The organism is Candidatus Karelsulcia muelleri (assembly GCF_022985615.1).
Classification (GTDB): domain Bacteria; phylum Bacteroidota; class Bacteroidia; order Flavobacteriales; family Blattabacteriaceae; genus Karelsulcia; species Karelsulcia muelleri_G.
Genome location: NZ_CP094965.1, coordinates 134,001 through 156,326, shown reverse-complemented (window position 1 = coordinate 156,326; position 22,326 = coordinate 134,001). Strand labels below are relative to the sequence as shown.

At 24.6% G+C, this 22,326-nt stretch carries 28 protein-coding genes, 1 tRNA gene, 1 other RNA gene and 1 pseudogene; 8 read left to right on the top strand and 23 right to left on the bottom strand.

The features are described from left to right. Positions 1 to 70: 70 nt before the first annotated feature. From ilvD to ilvC, 4 genes are all read left to right on the top strand, one after another. Positions 71 to 1,855 carry a dihydroxy-acid dehydratase gene (gene ilvD / locus SMPYRVIR_RS00900; protein WP_246980362.1) on the top strand — a complete coding sequence of 595 codons (1,785 nt, stop codon included), beginning with the start codon at positions 71 to 73 and terminating at the stop codon, positions 1,853 to 1,855. Continuing rightward, positions 1,842 to 3,521, top strand: coding sequence for a biosynthetic-type acetolactate synthase large subunit (gene ilvB, locus SMPYRVIR_RS00895; RefSeq protein ID WP_246980361.1), 1,680 nt, complete (start codon positions 1,842 to 1,844; stop codon positions 3,519 to 3,521). The genes ilvD and ilvB overlap by 14 nt, the downstream gene beginning before the upstream one ends. Before the next feature lie 6 nt (positions 3,522 to 3,527). Further along, entirely contained in the window at positions 3,528 to 3,764 is a 237-nt protein-coding gene (locus SMPYRVIR_RS00890) for a hypothetical protein (protein ID WP_246980360.1), read from the top strand. A 619-nt stretch (positions 3,765 to 4,383) separates the two neighbouring features. Next, a complete protein-coding gene (ilvC, locus tag SMPYRVIR_RS00885; protein ID WP_246980358.1) occupies positions 4,384 to 5,418 on the top strand; it encodes a ketol-acid reductoisomerase in 1,035 nt (344 codons plus the stop codon). Positions 5,419 to 6,359: 941 nt separating this feature from the next. On the opposite strand, the gene trxB is transcribed toward ilvC, so the two are convergent. The 3 genes from trxB to SMPYRVIR_RS00870 form a co-directional block, all read right to left on the bottom strand. Beyond that, positions 6,360 to 7,301 (bottom strand): thioredoxin-disulfide reductase, encoded by a 942-nt coding sequence (trxB, locus tag SMPYRVIR_RS00880; protein WP_246980355.1) that lies wholly within the window; start codon positions 7,299 to 7,301, stop codon positions 6,360 to 6,362. After that, positions 7,265 to 7,702 carry a hypothetical protein gene (locus SMPYRVIR_RS00875; RefSeq protein ID WP_246980354.1) on the bottom strand — a complete coding sequence of 146 codons (438 nt, stop codon included), beginning with the start codon at positions 7,700 to 7,702 and terminating at the stop codon, positions 7,265 to 7,267. The genes trxB and SMPYRVIR_RS00875 overlap by 37 nt, the downstream gene beginning before the upstream one ends. 273 nt (positions 7,703 to 7,975) lie before the next feature. Next, positions 7,976 to 8,113: a hypothetical protein gene (locus tag SMPYRVIR_RS00870; protein ID WP_246980352.1), complete on the bottom strand. Its 138-nt coding sequence runs from the start codon at positions 8,111 to 8,113 to the stop codon at positions 7,976 to 7,978. A 78-nt stretch (positions 8,114 to 8,191) separates the two neighbouring features. Here SMPYRVIR_RS00870 and SMPYRVIR_RS00865 point away from each other — a divergent pair, with 78 nt between their 5' ends. Continuing rightward, positions 8,192 to 8,593 (top strand): type I restriction enzyme HsdR N-terminal domain-containing protein, encoded by a 402-nt coding sequence (locus SMPYRVIR_RS00865; protein WP_246980349.1) that lies wholly within the window; start codon positions 8,192 to 8,194, stop codon positions 8,591 to 8,593. Here the strand turns inward: SMPYRVIR_RS00865 and SMPYRVIR_RS00860 are convergent. Continuing rightward, positions 8,585 to 9,679, bottom strand: a complete 1,095-nt coding sequence (locus SMPYRVIR_RS00860; RefSeq protein ID WP_246980346.1) for a dihydrolipoamide acetyltransferase family protein — start codon at positions 9,677 to 9,679, stop codon at positions 8,585 to 8,587. The genes SMPYRVIR_RS00865 and SMPYRVIR_RS00860 overlap by 9 nt on opposite strands. A 17-nt stretch (positions 9,680 to 9,696) precedes the next feature. Then, entirely contained in the window at positions 9,697 to 10,686 is a 990-nt protein-coding gene (pdhA, locus tag SMPYRVIR_RS00855) for a pyruvate dehydrogenase (acetyl-transferring) E1 component subunit alpha (protein WP_246980344.1), read from the bottom strand. Between the two features lie 123 nt (positions 10,687 to 10,809). On the opposite strand from pdhA, the gene SMPYRVIR_RS00850 reads away from it, so the two are divergent. The 3 genes from SMPYRVIR_RS00850 to mutL all read left to right on the top strand — a co-directional run bounded on the left by SMPYRVIR_RS00850 (position 10,810) and on the right by mutL (position 14,097). Next, positions 10,810 to 10,883, top strand: a tRNA-Arg gene (locus tag SMPYRVIR_RS00850). 29 nt (positions 10,884 to 10,912) lie between these two features. Next, on the top strand, positions 10,913 to 12,394 hold the full coding sequence (lysS, locus tag SMPYRVIR_RS00845) for a lysine--tRNA ligase (protein WP_246980341.1): 1,482 nt from the start codon (positions 10,913 to 10,915) through the stop codon (positions 12,392 to 12,394). Positions 12,395 to 12,420: 26 nt separating this feature from the next. Beyond that, the gene (gene mutL, locus SMPYRVIR_RS00840) at positions 12,421 to 14,097 is read left to right on the top strand and encodes a DNA mismatch repair endonuclease MutL (RefSeq protein WP_246980338.1); all 1,677 of its coding nucleotides are present in this window, start codon (positions 12,421 to 12,423) and stop codon (positions 14,095 to 14,097) included. Here the strand turns inward: mutL and rnpB are convergent. From rnpB to rplN, 18 genes and pseudogenes are all read right to left on the bottom strand, one after another. Then, positions 14,097 to 14,424: RNase P RNA component class A (rnpB, locus tag SMPYRVIR_RS00835), an RNA gene on the bottom strand. The genes mutL and rnpB overlap by 1 nt on opposite strands. Before the next feature lie 106 nt (positions 14,425 to 14,530). Next, complete coding sequence (gene rsmH / locus SMPYRVIR_RS00830; RefSeq protein WP_246980336.1) at positions 14,531 to 15,433, bottom strand: 16S rRNA (cytosine(1402)-N(4))-methyltransferase RsmH; 903 nt, start codon at positions 15,431 to 15,433, stop codon at positions 14,531 to 14,533. Further along, entirely contained in the window at positions 15,433 to 15,783 is a 351-nt protein-coding gene (gene rplQ / locus SMPYRVIR_RS00825; RefSeq protein ID WP_246980325.1) for a 50S ribosomal protein L17, read from the bottom strand. The genes rsmH and rplQ overlap by 1 nt, the downstream gene beginning before the upstream one ends. After that, positions 15,767 to 16,807, bottom strand: coding sequence for a DNA-directed RNA polymerase subunit alpha (rpoA, locus tag SMPYRVIR_RS00820; protein ID WP_246980323.1), 1,041 nt, complete (start codon positions 16,805 to 16,807; stop codon positions 15,767 to 15,769). Before rpoA ends, rplQ begins: the two co-directional genes overlap by 17 nt. 20 nt (positions 16,808 to 16,827) lie before the next feature. After that, positions 16,828 to 17,424, bottom strand: coding sequence for a 30S ribosomal protein S4 (gene rpsD / locus SMPYRVIR_RS00815; RefSeq protein WP_246980320.1), 597 nt, complete (start codon positions 17,422 to 17,424; stop codon positions 16,828 to 16,830). A 27-nt stretch (positions 17,425 to 17,451) separates the two neighbouring features. Continuing rightward, entirely contained in the window at positions 17,452 to 17,805 is a 354-nt protein-coding gene (gene rpsK / locus SMPYRVIR_RS00810) for a 30S ribosomal protein S11 (protein WP_246980317.1), read from the bottom strand. Positions 17,806 to 17,808: 3 nt separating this feature from the next. Further along, on the bottom strand, positions 17,809 to 18,192 hold the full coding sequence (rpsM, locus tag SMPYRVIR_RS00805; RefSeq protein ID WP_246980315.1) for a 30S ribosomal protein S13: 384 nt from the start codon (positions 18,190 to 18,192) through the stop codon (positions 17,809 to 17,811). Between the two features lie 3 nt (positions 18,193 to 18,195). After that, the gene (gene rpmJ, locus SMPYRVIR_RS00800) at positions 18,196 to 18,312 is read right to left on the bottom strand and encodes a 50S ribosomal protein L36 (protein WP_246980304.1); all 117 of its coding nucleotides are present in this window, start codon (positions 18,310 to 18,312) and stop codon (positions 18,196 to 18,198) included. A gap of 26 nt (positions 18,313 to 18,338) precedes the next feature. Further along, a pseudogene (locus SMPYRVIR_RS00795) lies at positions 18,339 to 18,443 on the bottom strand (S1 domain-containing protein); the annotation flags it as partial. A gap of 116 nt (positions 18,444 to 18,559) precedes the next feature. After that, complete coding sequence (gene rplO / locus SMPYRVIR_RS00790; protein ID WP_246980301.1) at positions 18,560 to 19,012, bottom strand: 50S ribosomal protein L15; 453 nt, start codon at positions 19,010 to 19,012, stop codon at positions 18,560 to 18,562. 12 nt (positions 19,013 to 19,024) lie between these two features. After that, complete coding sequence (gene rpsE, locus SMPYRVIR_RS00785) at positions 19,025 to 19,519, bottom strand: 30S ribosomal protein S5 (protein WP_246980299.1); 495 nt, start codon at positions 19,517 to 19,519, stop codon at positions 19,025 to 19,027. A gap of 3 nt (positions 19,520 to 19,522) precedes the next feature. Beyond that, positions 19,523 to 19,810 carry a 50S ribosomal protein L18 gene (gene rplR / locus SMPYRVIR_RS00780; protein ID WP_246980297.1) on the bottom strand — a complete coding sequence of 96 codons (288 nt, stop codon included), beginning with the start codon at positions 19,808 to 19,810 and terminating at the stop codon, positions 19,523 to 19,525. Between the two features lie 13 nt (positions 19,811 to 19,823). Further along, positions 19,824 to 20,390, bottom strand: a complete 567-nt coding sequence (gene rplF, locus SMPYRVIR_RS00775) for a 50S ribosomal protein L6 (protein ID WP_246980295.1) — start codon at positions 20,388 to 20,390, stop codon at positions 19,824 to 19,826. 16 nt (positions 20,391 to 20,406) lie between these two features. After that, on the bottom strand, positions 20,407 to 20,796 hold the full coding sequence (gene rpsH / locus SMPYRVIR_RS00770; protein ID WP_246980293.1) for a 30S ribosomal protein S8: 390 nt from the start codon (positions 20,794 to 20,796) through the stop codon (positions 20,407 to 20,409). A gap of 12 nt (positions 20,797 to 20,808) precedes the next feature. Continuing rightward, on the bottom strand, positions 20,809 to 21,078 hold the full coding sequence (gene rpsN, locus SMPYRVIR_RS00765) for a 30S ribosomal protein S14 (RefSeq protein ID WP_246980291.1): 270 nt from the start codon (positions 21,076 to 21,078) through the stop codon (positions 20,809 to 20,811). 4 nt (positions 21,079 to 21,082) lie between these two features. Next, a complete protein-coding gene (rplE, locus tag SMPYRVIR_RS00760) occupies positions 21,083 to 21,628 on the bottom strand; it encodes a 50S ribosomal protein L5 (protein ID WP_246980290.1) in 546 nt (181 codons plus the stop codon). Further along, positions 21,612 to 21,944, bottom strand: coding sequence for a KOW motif-containing protein (locus tag SMPYRVIR_RS00755; protein WP_246980288.1), 333 nt, complete (start codon positions 21,942 to 21,944; stop codon positions 21,612 to 21,614). The genes rplE and SMPYRVIR_RS00755 overlap by 17 nt, the downstream gene beginning before the upstream one ends. 7 nt (positions 21,945 to 21,951) lie before the next feature. After that, on the bottom strand, positions 21,952 to 22,320 hold the full coding sequence (rplN, locus tag SMPYRVIR_RS00750; protein ID WP_246980285.1) for a 50S ribosomal protein L14: 369 nt from the start codon (positions 22,318 to 22,320) through the stop codon (positions 21,952 to 21,954). Positions 22,321 to 22,326 lie beyond the last annotated feature (6 nt).

Sequence of the window (22,326 nt, the reverse complement as noted above, 5' to 3'; positions counted from 1 at the left end):
TGTGGCTATAATAAATACTACCTATAGTTCTCATTTAATCAAGAGTGATGAATTACCAGCTTACAGGGCTATGTTATATGCCACAGGAATCAAAGCAAAAGATTTATATAAACCACAAATAGGAGTAGTAAGCAATTGGTATGAGGGGAACCCATGTAATATGCATCTTAATCTTTTATCTAAAGAAGCAAAAAAATCAATAAATAAAAATAATATGATTGGATTTCAGTTTAATACAATTGGAGTAAGTGATGGAATGACAATGGGTACAGAAGGTATGAAATATTCTTTGCCATCTAGAGAGATAATAGCAGATAGTATAGAAAGTGTAGTAAAAGCTCAACATTATGATGGTATAATTGGAATACCAGGCTGCGATAAGAATATACCAGGAGTGTTGATGGGTATAATAAGAACAGAAAGACCAGCAATAATAATTTATGGTGGTAGCATAGAATCAGGAAAATACCAAGGAAAAAAATTAAATATTGTCTCAGCATTTGAGGCATTAGGCCAAAAAAATATAGGCCAAATCTCAAATTCAGAATACCAAAACATAATAAAAAATGCTTGTCCAGGTCCTGGAGCTTGTGGTGGAATGTATACAGCTAACACAGTTGCCACAAGCTTAGAAGCCTTAGGAATGACATTACCTTTTTCTTCTTCTTGTTTAGCTAATAATATAAATAAAAAATATGAATGTAAGAAAATAGGTTATTATATGAAAGAATTATTAAAAAAAAATATAAATACTAAAAAAATAATTACTAAAAATTCCATAAAAAATGCAATTACAGTTGCTATTGCTTTAGGCGGTTCAACTAACTTAGTATTACATATATTAGCAATATGTAAAACAGCCAAAATCAAATTTAATATTGATAATATAAAAGAGCTTACTGAAAATGTTCCAATAATAGGGAATCTTAAACCGAGTGGTAAGTATTTAATGGAAGATATAGAAACAATTGGAGGGACTCCTATTATAATGAAATACTTGCTAAATGAAGGCTTACTAAATGGTGAGTGCTTAACTGTGACAGGAAAAAAAATAAAAGAAAATTTAGAAGGTATACCCAATATATCTTTTTCGAATCAAAAAGTAATTTCAACATTATACAAACCAATACAAAATAAAGGACATATTCGTATATTATACGGTAATATTGCACCTAAAGGAGCCGTAGCTAAAATTTCAGGAAAAGAAGGACATTGCTTTTCTGGAAGAGCTAAAGTATTTGATTCCGAAATAGAAGCCAATAAGGCAATATTAAATAATAAGATTAAATCTGGAGATGTTATAGTAATCAGATATGTTGGACCCAAAGGAAGTCCAGGAATGCCTGAAATGTTAAAACCTACTTCATATATTATGGGAGCCGGATTAGGAAATAAAGTTGCTTTAATAACCGATGGCAGATTCTCAGGTGGAACTCATGGTTTTGTAGTTGGTCATATAACACCCGAAGCACAAATTGGTGGAGTAATTGCACTAATACAAGAAAAAGATATAATAAAGATAGATGCTATAAAAAATCGAATAACATTAAAAATCTCCAAAAAAGATTTACTAAATAGAAAAAAAGAATATAAAAGACCAAAGAATAATTCAAATTCAGGCTATTTATCTAAATATTCCAAATTAGTATCTTCAGCTTCTGAAGGGTGTATTACAGAGAATATAAATGACTCAGCTTCTGAAGGGTGTATTACAGAGAATATAAATGACTCAGCTTCTGAAGGGTGTATTACAGAGAATATAAATGACTCAGCTTCTGAAGGGTGTATTACAGAGAATATAAATGACTCAGCTTCTGAAGGGTGTATTACAGAGAATATAAATGACAGGGGCTGAAATTATAGTTAAAACTTTAATTTATAATAAGGTAAAATTTATTTTTGGTTATCCAGGTGGTGCAGTAATGCCAATATATGATTCCTTGTTCACTTACAAAAAACAAATAAAACACATATTAACTCGTCATGAACAAGGATCAATTCATGCAGCCCAAGGGTATGCTAGAGTAACTGGAAAACCAGGTATTTGTTTATCTACATCAGGTCCCGGATCCAGTAATCTAATTACTGGTTTAGCCGATGCTCTAATTGATAGTACTCCATTATTATGTATAACTGGTCAAGTTTCTTCAAATTTATTAGGAACAGATGCCTTTCAAGAAATAGATATAATAGACATATCAATACCAGTGACAAAATGGAATTTTCAAATAACTAAACCAGATCAAATATTCGAAGTAATATCTAAAGGTTTAAACCTAGCCACAAATGGTAGACCAGGTCCTATATTAATAGATATAACAAAAAATACCCAGGTTCAACAACTAAACCAAGTAATAATATTTCCACCCAAAACCAAAACAAATCTAAAAACACAAAATAAAATTAATAAAAAAGAATTACAAAAGGTAATTAAAACAATTAAAAAAGCCCGTAAACCAATAATAATAATTGGACAAGGAGTAAAACTAGCAAATGCAGAAAATCAATTAAAACAATTTGCAGAAAAGACCAACATACCAGTAGCTAGTACTTTATTAGGTATGGGAATTTTAAAGACCAACCATAATTTGAACTATGGTATGTTAGGAATGCATGGAAATTACCAAAATAATATTTTAATTTTAAAATCTGATTTAATAATTGCAATAGGTTTACGTTTTGATGATAGACTTATAGGAAATATAAAAACAATTTCCCCAAAAACTCTAATCATACATATAGATATAGATAATTACGAAATTAACAAAAGACTAAAACCTACTATTTATTTACTAGGAAATTTAAAACATAATTTAAATTATTTAATTAAAAACTTTAAAACCAATAGCACAGAAAAATGGGTAAAAACCTTTAACTTATTAAAGAAAGTAGAAAGGAAATATGTAAAAGAAAAAGAATTTATAAAAAACAAAATAGGGATTACTATGCCAGAAGTAATAAATTATATAAATTTATATAAAAAAACTAATTGTATATTAGTAACTGATGTAGGTCAACATCAAATGTCTGCCTCAAGATATTTTAATTTTACTACTCTGAAAAGTCAAATAACATCAGGAGGTTTAGGTACAATGGGATTTGCTTTACCAGCTGCTATTGGTGCCAAGATAGGTGCTAAAAGACGTCAAGTAATATGTATAGTAGGAGATGGGGGGTTTCAAATGACTATTCAAGAACTTGGGACAATAATGCAATATGAAATACCTATCAAAATTATAATTCTTAATAATAATTTTTTAGGAATGGTAAAACAATGGCAAGATTTATTCTTTAATAGAAGATTTTCTAATACTAAAATATATAATCCAAATTTTACTAACCTTTCAAAAGCATATAACATAAAAAGTAAAAAAGTATTTGTTAAAGAAAAATTAAAAGAAAATATAAAGAAAATGTTAAAATCTAAAGAGGTTTTTTTAATAGAAATTTTAGTCGAAAAAGAGTATAATACCCTACCAATGATACCGACTGAAAAATCAGTATCAAAAATATGTTTTTAAGAAAAAATGAAAAAAAAAATAAGTTTATATATTTTTTCAGAAAATACTTCTGATTTTAATCAGAGAATAGTTATGATTTTTAATAAAATTAATTTAGAAATAAAAAAAAATATATCTTTTAAAAAAGACGATAAAGTTTTCTGTATACTAGAGATTGAATGTGTAGTAGAAAACATCTTAAAAATAATTATACGATTATTTAAAATTATAGGAATAAATGCTATTTATTATTGTAAATCCTAAATATCATAATTAATGCTATTTATTTATTATTGTATTGTATTGTAAATCATATCATAAATATCATAATTAATAATTAATAATAATAATAATAATATAATTAATCATAATAATAATATTAAATTCATAATTAATTATAATAAATAAATGCTATTTATTATTTCTTGTAATAAATGCTATTATTTATTATCATATCATCCTAATAAATAATAAATGCTATTTATTCTTGTAATAAATGCTATTATTTATTCTCATCCTCATCCTAATAAATAATAAATGCTATTATTTATTAGTTATTATCATATAATCAATCCTCATCCTAATAAATAATAAATGCTATTATTTATTATTTATTATCATATCATAAATAATCAATCCTCATAATAATAAATAATAAATGCTATTATTTATTTATTATTGTCAATAATGCTATGCATTATAGTATCTATCAAAGTAATTAGATTATTTTATTCTATATTCTAGAATCTTAGATAAGATAATATTATATTATATTCTCTTAATATTATATATAATATCTAATTAATTAGATAATTAATTATATTATATTATATTATATATTCTATTATTATATTCTATATAATATAAATAAAGCATTAAATAAATGAAGTTGAAAATTGGAGAAATAGAAGAAGAAATTATAACTAAAAAGGACTTTAGTTTAAGTAAAGCCAGAAAAATATTATCAAATGAAATAATATCAGTGATAGGATATGGTGTACAAGGACCTGGTCAAGCATTAAATTTAAGAGATAATGGGTTCAATGTAATAGTAGGCCAAAGAAAAAATTCAAAATCGTGGCAAAAAGCTTTAAAAGATGGATGGATAGCTAATGAAACTCTATTCGAAATAGAAGAAGCAGCAGATAAAGGAAGTATCATTATGTTTTTATTATCTGATGCTGGTCAGATTGAGGTTTGGCCAAAAATTAAAAAATTTCTTTGCCCAGGAAAAGCTTTATATTTTTCTCATGGTTTTGGATTAACATTCAATAAAAAAACGAAAATATTACCACCAAAGGAAATTGATATTTTTCTTGTTGCACCTAAAGGTTCAGGAACATCTTTGAGAAGATTATTTAAAGAAGGAAAAGGACTAAATTCTAGTTATGCAATATATCAAAATTATACTGGGAAAGCTAAAAAAAGAGCTTTAGCAATTGGTATAGGTATAGGTTCTGCTTTTTTATTTAAAACAACTTTTAAAAAAGAAGTGTTTTCAGATTTAACAGGTGAAAGAGGAACATTAATGGGAGCTATTCAAGGGTTATTTTCAGCACAATACCAAGTTTTAAGAGAGAATGGTCACTCACCTTCTGAAGCCTTTAATGAAACAGTAGAAGAGCTTACTCAAAGTCTTATGCCTTTAATAGCAGAAAAAGGAATGGATTGGATGTATGAAAATTGCTCTACTACTGCTCAAAGAGGTGCTTTAGATTGGTGGAAAAAATTTAGAGACACTAATATTTCTTTATTTAGAGAACTTTATAAAGACGTGTCTTCTGGAAAAGAGGCAGAACGAACTATTTCATTAAATAGTAAAAGTAATTATAGAGAGATTTTAAAGAAAGAATTAAAGGAATTAAAAAATAGTGAATTATGGAAAGTTGGAGAATTAATACGAAAATTAAGACCATAAGATAAATGAAACGAAAAGATAAAGAAAAAGAAAAAAATATTATAAAGAAAACAAAAAATGTTATTTACAATTGTTTATTGATATTTTATCTTATTATCAGAATTATTTCTATATATTTTCTCTTCTTATATAAGAAATAGAAATAAACTTTCTAATAATTAATAATTAAAAAATAATAATTTAAAAAAGAGATCTTTTTAAGAATTTATTTAAAATAATAGCTTTTAAAAAAAATACTTTGGAATAAAATGAAGGCAATTTACTGTAAACACAAGTAAGTTACTGTAAAAACAAGTTACTGTAAACACAAGTAAGTAAGTCCTAATAAAGATCCTAGTTTACAACAATTTATTAATAATCGCTAAAAAACTTTTTTTAATATAAAAGTAATAAATAATAAAATAATAAATATCTTTTTTAAGAAATACTTATTAAAACTTAGCATTAGCTAACTAACTGATTGATTGATTAGCAAACTGCTTGCTGATTGATTGATTAGCATTAGCTAACGATTGCTAACTAACTGCTGATTAGCAGCTAACTGCTGCTAACTAACTGCTGCTAACTGCTGATTAGCAGCTAACTGCTGCTAACTAACTGCTGCTAACTGCTGATAAGCAGCTAACTGCTGATTAGCAGCTAACTGCTATTTGTAAAAGAAAAAAGAATTAAAAATGTAAATAATAAAAGAATTAAAAATGTAAATAATAAAAGAATTAAAAATGTAAATAATGTTTGTACTTTACTTACTTGTTTGTACTTACTTACTTATGTTATGTTATGTTATGTTTGTTTGTTTATTTGTACTTTGTTATGTTTGTTTGTTTGTACTTAATCCATGATAAGAAAAGAAAACTTCTAAGTATCTAATAAAGTATCTAATATTTATTTTTTCTTTTATTTTTTCTTTTATATTCTTTATTGAACTTTAATAAGGTTGGTTATTGAACTTTAATAAGGTATTTTTCTACCTCTATTGCAGACATACAACCAGATCCAGCTGAGGTGATTGCTTGTCGATATCTTGTGTCTTGCACATCTCCTGCTGCAAATATTCCAGGAATATTAGTAATTGTATATTTTGTAATTATATATCCAGATTTATCTAATTTTAGATTTGGTTTACAAATAAGACTATTTGGAATTTGCCCAATAGCTAAAAAAAGAGCTGCCACCTTAAATAAGTAATTATTATTATTTTTTCTGTTTTTACAAAAAATCGCTTTTATTTTTTTTTCTCCAATTATTTTTATAACTTTATGATAATAAAATATTTCAACATTTTTAATGTTTAAAACTTTTTTTTGCATAATTTTTGAAGCTTTCATTTTTTTATCTCTTATTATTAGATATACTTTTTTACAAATATTAGCTAAATAAATAGATTCTTCTGCTGCTTTATCCCCTCCACCAATTACTGCTACTTTTTTCCCTTTAAAAAAAAAGCCATCACAATTTGCACATGTATAAATACCCTTTCCAATTAATTTTTTTTCATTCTCAATATTTAAATATCTAGGAGAAGCTCCAGTCGCTATAATTAGTGTTTTGGTTTTTATTTTTAAAGAATTATCTAAGATAATTTCATGCCAATTTTTTATTATATTAAAATTAATTTTTACTACACTATTATCTTTTACCTTAGTCCCGAAGTTTTCGCTTTGGGCTTTAAAAGATTCCATTAATTTGTAACCAGATATCCCATCAGGAAAACCAGGATAATTTTCTATTTTATTAGTTGATATCAATTGTCCACCTGGTTTAAAGCCTGTAAAAAGAAGGTGTTTTATTTCTGCACGAGCTAAATAAATGGCTGCCGTATATCCTGCTGGACCACCTCCTATAATTATACAATCAAAGATTTCTCTTTCTCTATTTGACATATTTTATAAATTAGTTCTTTCATTATTTCTTCCTTTTTTAAAAAATAGCTCTTATTTTTTTTCTCTGCTTCTTTTAGCAGAAAAACTAAATTAGCTATTTTATTAAATTTTTCTTCATTATTATTATAAGTCATAACTTTTTCTAAGTATAGTTTATATATCTTATTTAAGATTAAAGTTAGGGGGTGGACTTCAAGCATCTTTAAAATTATTTTAAATTCATTATGAAGAAGTTTATAATTATAATTGTCAGCTATATTATTAATATTATTAAATCTTATTTTTTTTAACTCATTTTCAAGCATAAATAAATTGGAATCAACAGATTGTATCATTTTTTTTACTGTTATTTCATTTATCTTTAAGCCTATTTTTTTTATTTTTCTTTTTACTAAATACAAAATTTCACCAAAAGTTAATTTTTTATTATTTATAATTTCTATGTTGTTATTTGTGTTTTTTTTAATAAAATTATAAAATTATAAATTTCGTGAGTGAATTACGAAATTAATACAAAAAATGAAAATATTTCTTTTCGAGGTCTTTTTTAGTAATTTTTCTAAGTTATCTAAGCTTAGATTTAGATCTTACGAATTTTTAAGAATAATTAACTTATATTCTTTAAATAGAGTAAGAGTGTAAAATATTGGTTATTCTATCTTCTTCTTTTACTTCTATAATATATTTAGAATCCTGTTCTTTAAAAGATTCTCTATCTCTTCTATATATTCTTTTATAAGATATTCTTCTTCACCTATAAAAAGAGAAATTTGTTTAATTTCTTTAATTTTAATATTTGTAAGATTAATCATAATCATATAAAAAAAAGAAATTACAAGCTATTGAATAAATGTAATATAAAAAATAAGATAAAAACATTTAACGGTAAAATGTACGTTTTTTGCTTAATTAGAAAAAAATATTATCTTTTAACTAAAGAAGAATTAGTGAGACAAAAGATAATTTATTATCTAATAAAAAATAGAGGCTATAATGTTCATGAAATATATGTCGAATTCCATTCAACTTTTTATAATATTAAAAATCGGATAGATATTCTAGTTCTTAAAAAAAAAAGACCATTTATAATGGTTGAATGTAAATCTCCTGAAGTAAAGATTTCATCTAAATCTTTTGATCAAATAATGAAATATTATTTGAGATTCAAAAGCCAATATCTCGTTCTTACAAATGGTATTAAAAACATTATTTTCGAATTTAAAAATAATGGAATAGAGTTCTTAAAAAAGATTCCTAAAAACAAAAAAAGATTACTTACTAAATTAAATTAACATAGTAATTGGTTCTAATAAGTATTCTTTTAAAGTAAGTAAAAAGGTACTACCTATTACACCATCTATAATTCTATGATCACAAGCTAAAGTAAATTTAATAGTATTTCCTATTTTTATTTTGTTTTTATCAACTATAGGTTTTCTTTGAATACTTCCTACTGATAAAATACTCGAATTAGGTTGATTTATTATAGAAGTAAAACAATCTATCCCAAACATACCTAAATTAGAAATTGTAAAAGTACTTCCTTCTAATTCATTGTTAGAAATTTTTTTATTTCTATATCTTTTTATTTTTTCTTTTATTTCTTTGGAAATTTTTATTAAAGATTTTTTTTCCACGGTATTTATTACCGGTACAATTAGTCCTTCCGGTAAGGAAACAGCAATACCTATATTAATATCTTTGTGATATATAATCCTTTCTTTCTTCAATGAAGAATTTATTTTTTGATTTTTTTTAAGTGATAAAGCAGTAGCTTTCACTATTAAATCATTAAAAGAAATTTTACTAGTATATTTTTTATTAATATATTTTTTAAATCTTATTAAATTATCTGCAGGAATTTCGATAAATAAATAATAATGTGGAGAAATCTTTTTTGATTTTAATAAGCGTTCACTAATGATTTTCCTTATATTAGAAATATTTTTAATTTTATATTTTTTATTATTTTTTGTTTTGATACTTTTTATTATGTCTTTTTTAACAATTCTGTTTTTTGGTCCACTTCCTTTTAAGGTTTTTAATTTGATACCTTTTTCTAAAGCTATTTTTTTTGCTAATGGGGATACTAAAATTTTTTTATTCTTATTCTTCTTTATTAAATAATCTATATTTTCATTTCTTTCACCCATAATAGCCAAAATATCATTTACTTTTGCTTTTTCTCCTTCTTTAACTCCTATATAGAGAAGAGTAGCCTTATATTCGGATTCAAATTCTTGAATAGCTTTATCTGTTTCTATTTCTGCTAAAATTTCTCCATTTAATACTTTTTCTCCTACTTTTTTATACCATTTTACTATTGTACCTTCTTTCATAGTATCACTTAAACGTGGCATGTAAATTATCTCTGCCATTTTTGTTACTTGGACTTTTATTTTAAAAAAGGATATTTTTTTTGAGAATAAACCACATTAAACCTAGTTTTTTGGGGTGGATAATCAGAATTTTCTGCAAATACAACACATTCATCTATTTTTTTTATTAATTCTAAATCCAAGGCTTTTAATAACTTTTTAGTCATAATTTTTCTTTCTAATATTTTGTTTTTAATTTTTAAAATTGGATCATTTTTTTTCTGTTCTATTACTTCAGCTCTTGTTCTATAACTTTCAGGATCAGACATTGAATGGCCTCTGAATCTGTAAGTTAATATTTCTAAAAAAGTAGGTCCTTTTCCAGTTTTAGCTCTTTGAATAGCTTTGTCAACTGCTTTAGCAATTTTAAATGGGCTACTGCCGTCTACTGATTTAGAGGGCATATTGTATGATAATCCAAGTTGGAAAATATTTTTAATACAAGAACTTTTTTTAACTGAAGTTCCCATTGCGTATTTATTGTTTTCGCAGATATAAACTACTGGTAATTTTAAAATTACGGACATATTGAAGGTTTCATGTAAAGCCCCTTGCCAAATAGCACCATCTCCCATAATCGTCACCGTCACTGCTTCTCTATTAAAGTATTTATCAGCAAAGGCGATACCTGCTCCTAATGGTATTTGTCCCCCTACAATTCCATATCCACCATAAAATCGATATTTTTTACTAAATATATGCATCGATCCACCTAAACCACAAGAAGTTCCAGTTTTTTTTCCAAATAATTCTGCCATAACCTTTTTTGGGTCTATTCCCATAGATAAAGCAAGTATATGACATCTATACCCTGTAATCATATTATCTTTTTTTAGATTCATCACATAAGTAATACCGGCAGGTATAGCCTCTTGACCACTATATAAATGGAGAAAGCCACTTATTTTTTGTTTTAAATATAATGATCGGCATTTTTCTTCAAATTTTCTCCAAAACGACATATCTTTATACCATTTCAAATATATTTCATTGGTAATTGGTTTCATTTTTTTTTCTTTCTTTCTTTCTTAATATCTAAATCTAGACTTCTAATTAACTACTAAGTAGTATTTTAACTTTTTATTTTTTATGAAAGTCTATATTTAGAAACCTTTTCCCTAGCTCTCCTTGGCCTTGTAGCTTAATTGGATAAAGCATCTGACTACGGATCAGAAGAGTAAGGGTTCAACTCCCTTCAAGGTCTTAATATTTCAAGGTCTTAATATTCTTTTAATGAGAAATTTGCGTATTTATGACCAAAATTTGATTAGAATAAAAAAGCTTAAAAAATTAAACAAAATAAATATTAATCCTTATCCTTCTGAAGAATATCCAATAAATTCTAATTCAAAAAAAATAATTAATAATTACAAAAAAAATAAAAAGGTTATTGTTGCTGGTAGAATTATTAGAATTAGAATAATGGGAAAGGCTTCTTTTATTGAAATAAAAGATAAAGAAGGTTTGATACAAATTTATATATCCATAAATAATTTTTATACTGGCAAAAATATATACAATTTGTTTTTAAAAAAACTTTTAGATATCGGAGATATAATATGGTTGAAAGGTTATTTATTCAAAACTAAAAATAACCAAATTTCTGTATATGCAAAAAAAATAAATTTATTATCTAAATGTCTACATACTTTACCAAACGTAAAAAAAGATAAATCGGGAAATACTTTTGATTCTTTTTCTAATAATGAAAAACGACATAGAATGAAATATGTTGATTTGATCGTTAATGACGAAATTAAAACTGTATTTTTTACACGTATTAAAATTATAAGTTTTATAAGAAATTATTTAAATAAAAGAAATTATTTAGAAGTTGAAACTCCTATTTTACAAGCCATTCCGGGTGGTGCTATTGCCAGACCATTTATTACATATCATAATACCTTAAAAAGTACATTCTATTTAAGAATTTCCAATGAATTATATTTAAAAAAATTACTAGTTGGAGGTTTAGAAAAAGTTTATGAATTTTCTAGAAATTTTAGAAACGAGGGGATAGATAAAAATCATAATCCAGAATTTACAATTCTAGAATTATATGTAGCCTATAAAGATTATTATTGGATGATGAAATTTACTGAAAAGTTTTTACAAAAAATTTGTTTAAAATTTGCCAAAGTAGGCAAACAATCTCTTCATTTGATTTCACCCTTTAAAAAAATTACTTTTTTTGAAGCTATTAAAATTTATACTGGATTTGACCTAAGTAATCTTATTGAAACTGAAATTAGAAAAATATGTAAGGAAATAAATGTGAAGATTGATAATAAGATGAAAAAAGGACAACTTCTCGATCAAATATTCAGTCAAAAATGTGAAAAAAAAATTATTCAACCAACTTTTATAATTGATTTTCCCCTTGAAATGAGTCCATTAGCTAAAAAACATCGCTTTAAAAATGGTTTATCTGAAAGATATGAATTAATAATTAATGGTGTTGAAATAGCGAATTCTTATTCAGAATTAAATGATCCAATTGATCAATTCAAGAGATTTAAAAGACAAATTAAATTATATAATAAAGTTGAATCTGAAAATATGTTAATAGATAAAGACTTTATTCTTTCATTAGAATATGGTATGCCTCCTTGTAGTGGTATAGGCTTTGGGATTGATCGTTTAATCATGTTATTTACTAATCAAAGAAATATTCAGGAGGTCTTATTTTTTCCACAAATGCGTTTAAAATCTTAATTTGGTTTTGTTTTTATAGAGTTCTTATGAAAAATACCATAAAAATTCTACCCACACAAGATTCAAATAAAATTTCAGCAGGATATGTAATTAAAAGACCAGCTTCTGTAGTAAAAGAATTATTAGAAAACTCAATTGATGCACATTCAAAAAATATTAAATTGATATTATTGAATGGTGGGAAAGATTTAATTAATGTTATAGATGATGGTGATGGAATGAATCATTTAGAAGCGAAAAATAGTATTAGGAGATTTTATACTTCCAAATTATATTCTCTTAAAGATATCAAATCACTAAATACTAAAGGCTTTCGAGGTGAAGCTTTATACTATATTTCTTTAGTTAGCCAGGTAGAAATATACACTAAAAAAACCAAATCAGAATTTGGAGTCTTCTTAACATTAGAAAATCAAAAGCTTAAATATCCCCCTGTATTATTAAATAATTTATTAAATGGTACTAGTATATATGTGAAAAACTTATTTTACAATTTCCCCAATAGAAAAAACTTTTTAAAATCTGCCCATATTGAATTAAGATATATCATATCAGAATTTAATAAGATAGTTCTTTCACACCCTGATATTAATTTTGTTATGATGCATAATAATAAGATAATTACCAGTTTAAAAAAATCAAATCTAAAATATAGAATAATTAAAATTTTTGGCGAATATTATAAAAATGTCTTAATCAAAGTTTTTAAAAAAGATAAATTATTTCTTATAAAAGGATATATCACTTCTACAAGTTTTTTTAATACTCAATTTAAGAATTATTATTTGTTTGTTAATAATAGATACGTAGTAAACAAAAGAATTCACAAGTCTATTATTAAAGCCTATAACGGTCTAATAAACAAAACTAATAAACCAAATTATTTTTTATTTCTTACTATTCCAACCAAACAAATTGAAATTAATATTTGTCAATCCAAAAACAAAATACTCATTAAATCAGAGTCAGAAATTTGTAAAAATATAAATATAATAATTAAAGAATATTTAGGCCTACAGAATATTTTTAAGTTTTACTCTAAAAAAAAAGATAAAGAAGAAAAAAACCGCAACCTAAATAATAATTGTCAAGAATTTCTTAATAAAATATTTCTTAAGAAAATATTTCTTAATAAAATATTTCTTAAGAAAATAGATCTTAAGAAAATAGATCTGGATTTTACCCAATTTAAGATCTATAAAAAATATATATTATGTCTTTTAGATTTTGGTGTTTTAATTATTCATAAAGATAGAGTCTATAAAATAATTTTAGAGGATAAGTTTAAAAAAGAAATAAAAAAACACAAAATCTATAAATTATACCCACCGATAAATATTAAATTGAATAAATTTTTTACTAAAAAAACTAAAACCAAAATTATAGAAATTTTAATTAATTTTGGTTTTAAAATAAAATGTTTTGAAAATTCTATTTCAATTACTTATTCTCCTAAGTTTTTAAAAAAAATATATGTATATAGGTTATTATATGATCTTTATATTTACCAAGATGATAAAATCATTGAAAAATTAATATATAAAAATATATATAATTTTTATAAATTAGAAACAAAACAAAAGATTGCTTCCTTAACAATAAGGAAGCTAATAAAACAAATATTAAAAATTGATAATTTATTAAAATTCAAACAAAAAATCTTATTCTTATTAGATATAAATAATATAGAGAAATATTTTTAAAAAAAAGTATGTTATAAGCCGGATTCAGTTTAATTTATCATTTATCTAGGATAAAAGTTACCCTTTATCTCGATCTGCCTACCCCCCAGATATTTAGTTAGCAGATATTTAGTTAGGGATGAACTATACTACTATACTTCTGGTATATTTGGCATTTCACAACACAGAGTTTACATGATTTCACTACAGCTCAACTGTACATACTTTCTGTTGCACTATTCCTCATCTCACGATGTACGGGAGTTACCCGTTGCGTTATCCCTAGTGATTCCAGACTTTCCTCATTGTTTGTTTAAAAACAAACAATGCGATAAATCAACATACTTAAACAATGCGATAAATCAACATACTTATACTTATACTTATACTTATACTTATACTTAACATACTTTACTTTCCTCATTGTTTGTTTAAAAACAAACAATGCGATAAATCAACATACTTTTTTTTGTGTAATTCTTAATATAGCACTTCTAGCTCTATTATTTTTAGTGATTTCTTCTTTTGTTGGAAAAATTCTTTTAGTATATTTTTTATTAAATGGAGATAAATTCTTACCTTTCTTATCATATTTAATAATCCCCTGTATATTTCCACTTTTAAAGAAGTTTTTAACTAACCTATCTTCTAATGAATGATAGGAAATAATAGCTAATCTACCTCCCGGTTTTAAAATATTTATTGATTGTTTAAGTAATTTCTTTAACGCATTTATTTCATCATTTACCTCTATTCTTAAAGCTTGGAATAATCTAGATAAAAATTTCCTGTTATTATTTCTTTTGAATAGATTTACTAAATCCAAAGTAGTGTTAATAAATTTACTGTTTAAAACAATTTTTCTAGATATTCTTTGCGGATTTTTAAACTCCCCATATTTATTAAAAATCTTATTTAATTTTTCAAAAGAATAATTTTTTATTATATTTAAAGCCGACTTTTGTTTTGATAAATCCATTCTCATATCCAAAATTTTATTAAATCTTATTGAAAACCCTCGTTGTGGTGTATCTATTTGATACGAGGAAACTCCTAAATCGGCTATTATTCCTGATACATTCTTTAGAATGTTGTTTTTATAAGCTTTTAATATTTTTTGTATATTTCGAAAGTTCTCGTTAAAAAATCTTATTCTTTTATCACAAATTTTATTTTTAATAATTGCAAATTGATCTTGATCAAAAGCAAATAATTTACCTTGATTACTTATTTTCTTTAATATCCCAAAAGAATGTCCACCACTACCAAAAGTAGTATCTATATAGATACCATTAATATCCTTAATAAGGTTTTCTAGAACTTCCGATAATAAAACTGGTATATGAAAATATTTCATTAAACTAGCTCCATTATTGCCATTTCTGAAAAATCTCCTAACCTCTTGCCAAGTTTAATAATTCTTGTATATCCTCCATTACGTTTTAAATTATTTTTTGATATATTTTTTAAAAGTTCCAAAACAGCAGTTTTATCATTTAATTTTTTAAATACTATTCGCATAGAATGAGTATCTTTTTTTTTACCTCTAGTTATTATTGGTTCAATGAATTTTTTTAAAGATTTTGCTTTAGCTAAAGTTGTTTTAATTCTTTTATGTTTTATTAGGGAAATAGCCAGATTAGTTAATAGGGATTTTCTATGAGACTTATTTCGTCCTAAATTATTATTTTTATTTTGGTGTCTCATTTTTTTTGGTCATTTTTCTTCTTTTAATAACATTTCTTAGCTTTACTATTTTTCTCATTTTTTCACGAAAATTTTTTATTCTTTTTTTTTTATTAGAAATTTTAATTTGATATTTTGATATTTGATATTTTGATAAATCAAGACCATAATCTCCTCCTCCAAAATTTCCAAAATTATACTCAGACTCAGAATCATAAGCTAATCCTAAGTTTTTAACTTTTACTAAGTCAGCCCAAGTTTTAATTTTAGCAAATTTTAAACAATTTAAAAGTTTTTGCATATATAAATATTTTATTCTTTCTTTATAATCAGTATATTTTATTGGGAGCTTTAATTCTGTTTTTTTACCATTAAAAAATAAAGTAAAATGTTGTATTAGGATACTAGAAGCTTTTTTTAAAGCCTTTTTTGGAGTAATTGAACCATCAGTACGAATATCTATAATCAAACTATCGTATTCATAGCAATTATTCACTTCACAAGTTTCTACTTTTAAGCTTACGTTTATTATGGGACTAAAAATAGTATCAATTGGTATTTTTCCTATTTTATTCTTTTTTTTTTCTACTGGAATATATCCAACTCCTTTTTTTATACCGAGAGTAATTTTTAAATTAGTATCTAACTCTTTATTCAAAATTAATAAATTTGGATTCAATACTTCAAAACAAGTAATAGATCCACATAAATCTCCAGCAGTAATTTTAGACTTTTTTTTTGTTAAAAATATTGTAAACTGTTCTGGGATTTTTTTATAAATTTTACTTTTTAATTTAAAACGTATTTGTTTTAAATTTAAAATTATTTCAGTTAGATTTTCTATTACTCCATCTATATAAGAGAATTCATGTTTGACACCATTAATCATTATATAATATATGGCATATCCTTCTAAATATGATATTAAAACTCTCCTTAATGAATTTCCTAGAGTAATTCCAAATCCAGTACTTAAAGGTTTTATTAAAAATTTCCCTCTATTTTTAGAATTTGTTAAGATTTTTATCTGGGCTGGTGAAATCATAATACTATTATTAAATTAAATTATTTAGAATACAATTCTACTAGTAAACGTTCATTAATATTTTCGGGAATTTGTTCTCTCCTAGGAATATATTTAAAAATTCCTTTCCTTTTTTTTAACATCAACCAATTGGAAATTTTTTTTAGTAATTTATAATTTGCAGAGATTTTTAAATTTTCTTTAACCGAAATTATATCCCCAGGTTTTAATGTAAAAGATGGAATATTAACAATTTTTCCATTTACTAATATATGTCGATGAGTAACTAACTGTCTGGCACTTGGTCTAGTAGGAGCAAAATTTAATCTATAGACGACATTATCTAACCTGGATTCACAAAGTTGTAAAAGTATTTCTCCAGTGATCCCCTTTTTTTTTGAAGCTTTTTCAAAGATTTTTCTAAATTGTTTTTCTAGAATTCCATAAAGATATTTTATCTTTTGTTTTTCTAATAATTGAATATAATAATTTGATTTATTAAAATTTATTGTTTTTTTTTTTGGTCCATGTTGACCAGGTGGATAGTTTTTTTTTTCAAAACTTTTTTTTTTAATTCCATAAATAAGACAACCAAATTTTCTAGAGATTTTATTTTTAGGACCAATATATTTAGCCATTTTTTTATATATTTTATATATAATATACTATATTCTTCTTTTTTTTGGGGGTCTACAACCATTATGGGGAATAGGAGTAATATCTTTTATTTTCATAACATTTAGATTACTTAAAGTTCTAATTGCTGCTTCTCGTCCACCTCCTGGACCTTTAACAATAATATTAATTTTTTTAATACCCATTTTTTTCCCTTTTTCTACTATATCTTGAGCTGTTTTACAAGCAGCATAAGGGGTATTTTTTTTTGCACCTTTAAAACCTTTTTGTCCAGCTGAAGCCCAGGCCAGCACATCACCTTTAAAATTAGACAAAGTTATAATAATATTGTTAAATGTAGACTTTATGTGAACATTGCAACAAGATATATCTTGATTTTTCATTTATTATGACTTTTTAATAATTTTTTTTTTATTAGCTATTGTTTTTCTTTTCCCTTTTCTGGTCCTACAATTATTTTTAGTCTTCTGACCTCTAACTGGAAGACCAATTTTATGTCTGATTCCTCTATAACATTTTATATCAAGTAATCTCTTAATATCTAATTTAATCTCAGTTTTCAACTCCCCTTCAATTTTTATATTCTTATTTATAAATTTTCTAATATTATTTAATTCTAAATCTGACCAATTCTTTACTTTTGTATTTGGATTCATTTTTAGAATTTCAAATATTGTTTTAGAAATATTTTTTCCAATCCCAAAAATATAAGTTAGAGCTATAATTCCTCTTTTATTTTCTGGTATATTTATTCCAGATATCAGAGCCATATATTATCTTTGTTTTTGTTTATATTTCGGTTTAACTTTATTTATAATTATTAATTTTCCTTTTCTTTTAACAATTTTGCAATTTTGACTTCTTCTTTTTAAAGAGGTAACTTTTTTCATAACTTTAGATTATAACTTTATAACTTTTAGTATCTATATATTATTCTTGCTTTAGTTAAATCATAATAGTAAATCTGCAATTTAACTTTATCGCCTGGTAAAATTTTAATATAATTCCTTCTCATTTTCCCTTTTTTTACATTTTTACCTTTATCCAGTTACTATCCTTTTGTACTTGGTAACATTTGGTAAAGCCTGTTTGACTATCCATACCTTGGATTTAATATATTTTGCTTTCGTCATTTATTTATTTAATTATAGGCTTTCCTCCAAGCTTTTTAATCTTTAGAGAGGCTTTTTTACTAAACTTATGAGCAAAAAGTTTTATTTTATGAGTTAATTCCCCTTTTCCTAAGATTTTAAAAACCTCTTTTTTTTTTAATAAACCAATTTTTATCAATACATTATTATTTATTAAATTTCTTTTTACTTTTCCAATATTTATTAGATCTTCTAGCGTTTCTAAATTAAATATTTTATATTTTTTTTTATTTCTATTTTTAAATCCAAATTTGGGAATCCGTTTATGGAAAGGCATTTGTCCACCTTCAAATCCTAATTTCACAGAATTCCCAGAACGAGATTTAGCCCCTTTATTACCTCTAGTAGCCGTTTTTCCTTTTCCAGAACCTTTTCCTCTTCCTAATCGTTTGCCTTTCTTATTTGAGCCTTGAAGAGGAGTTAAATGATTCAGAATCATGGTATAATAAATTTAAACTTCAAAAATCTTTTTAATAGATATCCCTCTTTCTTTGGAAATAGTATATGCATTTCTAATTTTTGTTAAAGCTAATATTACTGCCCTAATGCAATTATTAGGATTAGATGAACCATTCAATTTAGAGAAAATATTTTTTACACCTACTAATTCTAAAACTATTCTAACCACACCACCTGCAATTATTCCAGTACCTTCAGAAGCTGGATAAAGAAATATATAAGTACTGCCATGTTTAGCTTTTTGTTCATGAGGAATAGTTCCCCTTTTTAATGATATTTTAACCAATCTTTTTTCTGCTTTATCTCCAGCCTTTTTTATAGCGTTTTGTGGTTCTTTAGCTTTGCCAACCCCAAAACCTACTAACCCCTTTTTATTTCCTTTAACTACTAAAGCTGTAAAACTGAAATATCTTCTTCCTTTTGTGACTTTACATACTCTTTTTAAAGTTACTAATTTCTCTTTTAATTTGTTTCCTTGTACTTTCATATTTTAAAATTTTAAACCAGTTTTTCTTAAACCCTCTGCCAAAGCTTTAACTCTACCATGATATAAATATCCATTTCTATCAAAAACTAACTTATAAATACCTCTTTTTTTGGCTTTTTCTCCTAAAATCATCCCTATTTTCCTTGCCATTTTAGTTTTAGTAATTTTTAAATTAGATTTTTTTTTCGAAGAATATGATAGTAAAGTCTGATGATTAACATCATCTATTATTTGAACATAAATCTGCTTATTACTTCTAAAGACTGAAATTCTAGGTCTTTTTTTTTTCATATAAGCAATTCATTTATTTAACAGTCGATTTACCTGCTTTTTTAATAATATATTCATTAATATAACGAATTCCTTTGCCTTTATAAGGATCAGGTTTTCTTAAAGATCTTATTTTAGCCGCAAATATCCCCAATAATTGTTTATCATATGACATTAAAATAATACGAGGATTTTTGTTCATTTCATTTTTTATTTCTACTTTTAAGTCTTTGGGGAAATTCATTACTATATTATGAGAGTAGCCTAAGTTAAATTCTAATACTTTTTTTTCATTATCTAAAGCAACTTTATAACCTACTCCTTTCAATTCTAATTCTTTTTTAAAACCATATAATACACCAATAATCATATTATTAATTAGCATTCTGTATAATCCATGTAGAGATTTATTATATTTATTATATTTATTATTCTCTCTTCTTTTTATTGTTATTTTATTTTCTGCCCTTTCTATTTTTAGGTTCCCTCTTATTTGAAGAGAAAGTTTTCCAAGAGGACCAGTTACAGAAATTACCTTATTTTTAATTTTAATTAAAATATTCTTGGGTATAATAATATTTCTTTTTCCAATTCTAGACATGAAGCTTTTATATTATTTAATATACATAACAAATTATTTCACCACCTAGTTTTTTTTTTCTAGCTAATTTATCAGTAATTATTCCTTTTGAGGTTGATATAATAGCTATTCCTAACCCATTAAGAACTCTAGGTAAATTTTTACTACTTGAATATTTTCTTAAACTTGGTTTACTTATTCTTTTAATATATTTAATTACCGAGTTTTTTTTAGGATAAATATATTTTAAATATACCTTTATTATTTTATTTGTTTTTAATTTATAATTTCCTATAAACCCTTGTTCAAGGAAAATTTTAAGAATATTTTTTATAACTTTCGAATATTGTATATAAATAATATCTTTCTTAGATAGGCACCCATTTCTAATTCTTGTTAAACAATCGGCAATTGGATCTGTAATCATTCTTTTATTTTTTTACCAACTAGCTTTTCTTACTCCTGGAATTAAACCTTGAGAGGCTAATCGTCTAAATTCTAATCGTGAGACCCCAAATTTGCGAATATAACCTTTAGTTCTCCCAGTGAGCTTACAAATATTATGTAAACGAACTGGAGAAGCATTTTTAGGCAATTTTTGTAAATTTATATTATCTCCTATTTTCTTATAATAAGCTCTTTTTTTAGCATATTTCTCAACTAAAATTCTACGTTTTTTTTGTCTAGCTTTTATAGATTCTTTAGACATAATTTTATTTTTTAAAAGGAAGACCAAATAAATATAATAAATATTTAGCTTCTTTATCTTTTTTAGCAGTAGTCACAAAAGTAATATTCATTCCTATATTTTTTTTAAAATCTTTTTTTATTTCTGGAAAGATAATTTGTTCACGAATTCCTAAATTATAATTTCCTTTTCCATCAAAACTCTTTTTATTTACTCCATTGAAATCACGAACTCTAGGTAAAACAATATTTATTAATCTATCTAAAAATTCATACATTCTATTTCTGCGTAGTGTGACTTTTACACTGATAGGTGTTCCTTTTCTTAGTTGAAATCCTGATTCATCACGTTTTGATTGGCAAAAAATTGCTTTCTGTCCAGATATTAAAGAAATATTTTCAATTGCATTATTTAATGTATTTTTATCATATATAGATCTGTTAATACCTTGATTTATTACTATTTTAGTTAATTTGGGAATTTGCATTATACCTTCATATAGAAACTTTTTTTTTAATTTTAATTTAATCTCTTCATTGTATTTTTTTTTCAATCTAGGTAAATAATTCATTCTTTCTAAGTTTAATATTTTCTAAATCTCTAATCTTTAATAAATTCTTTAATTCTTCTATCGAAAAGAAAGAATTTAATTTTTTATTTATTTTTCTCACTTTAATTAAAAGTTTTTGGACTTTGTCAAAACTCTTATAATTATAAGAGGGTCTATATATTAAAAGTATATTCGATAAATCAATTTCAATTAATTGCTGATTGAAAAGTTTTACTAAAGCTCTCTTTTTCTTTTTTATAATCTTTATAACTTGCCCTTTCTTGCCTTTAGAATTCCCACTATTAATTAATATAGTATCTTTAGTTTTAATTTTCATTTTAATATTATAATACTTCTACAGCTAATGAAATTATTTTCATATATTCTTTTTCTCTTAATTCTCTTGCCACTGGCCCAAAGATTCTAGTACCTCTAATTTCGCCACTTTTTGATAATAAAACACAGGCATTATCATCGAAACTTATATATGATCCATCCTTGCGTTTAACTTTATATTTTGTTCGAACTACTACTGCTTTTGTGACTTGTCCTTTTTTGATGGTAGATCCAGCAATTGAATTTTTAACTGTTACTATAATAGTATCGCCAAGAGAAGCATAGTTTTTTTTAGTACCTCCTAATACACGGATTAATAAAACTTTTTTTGCACCCGTGTTATCAGCAACATTAAGAAATGATTCTTGTTGTAACATATTTGA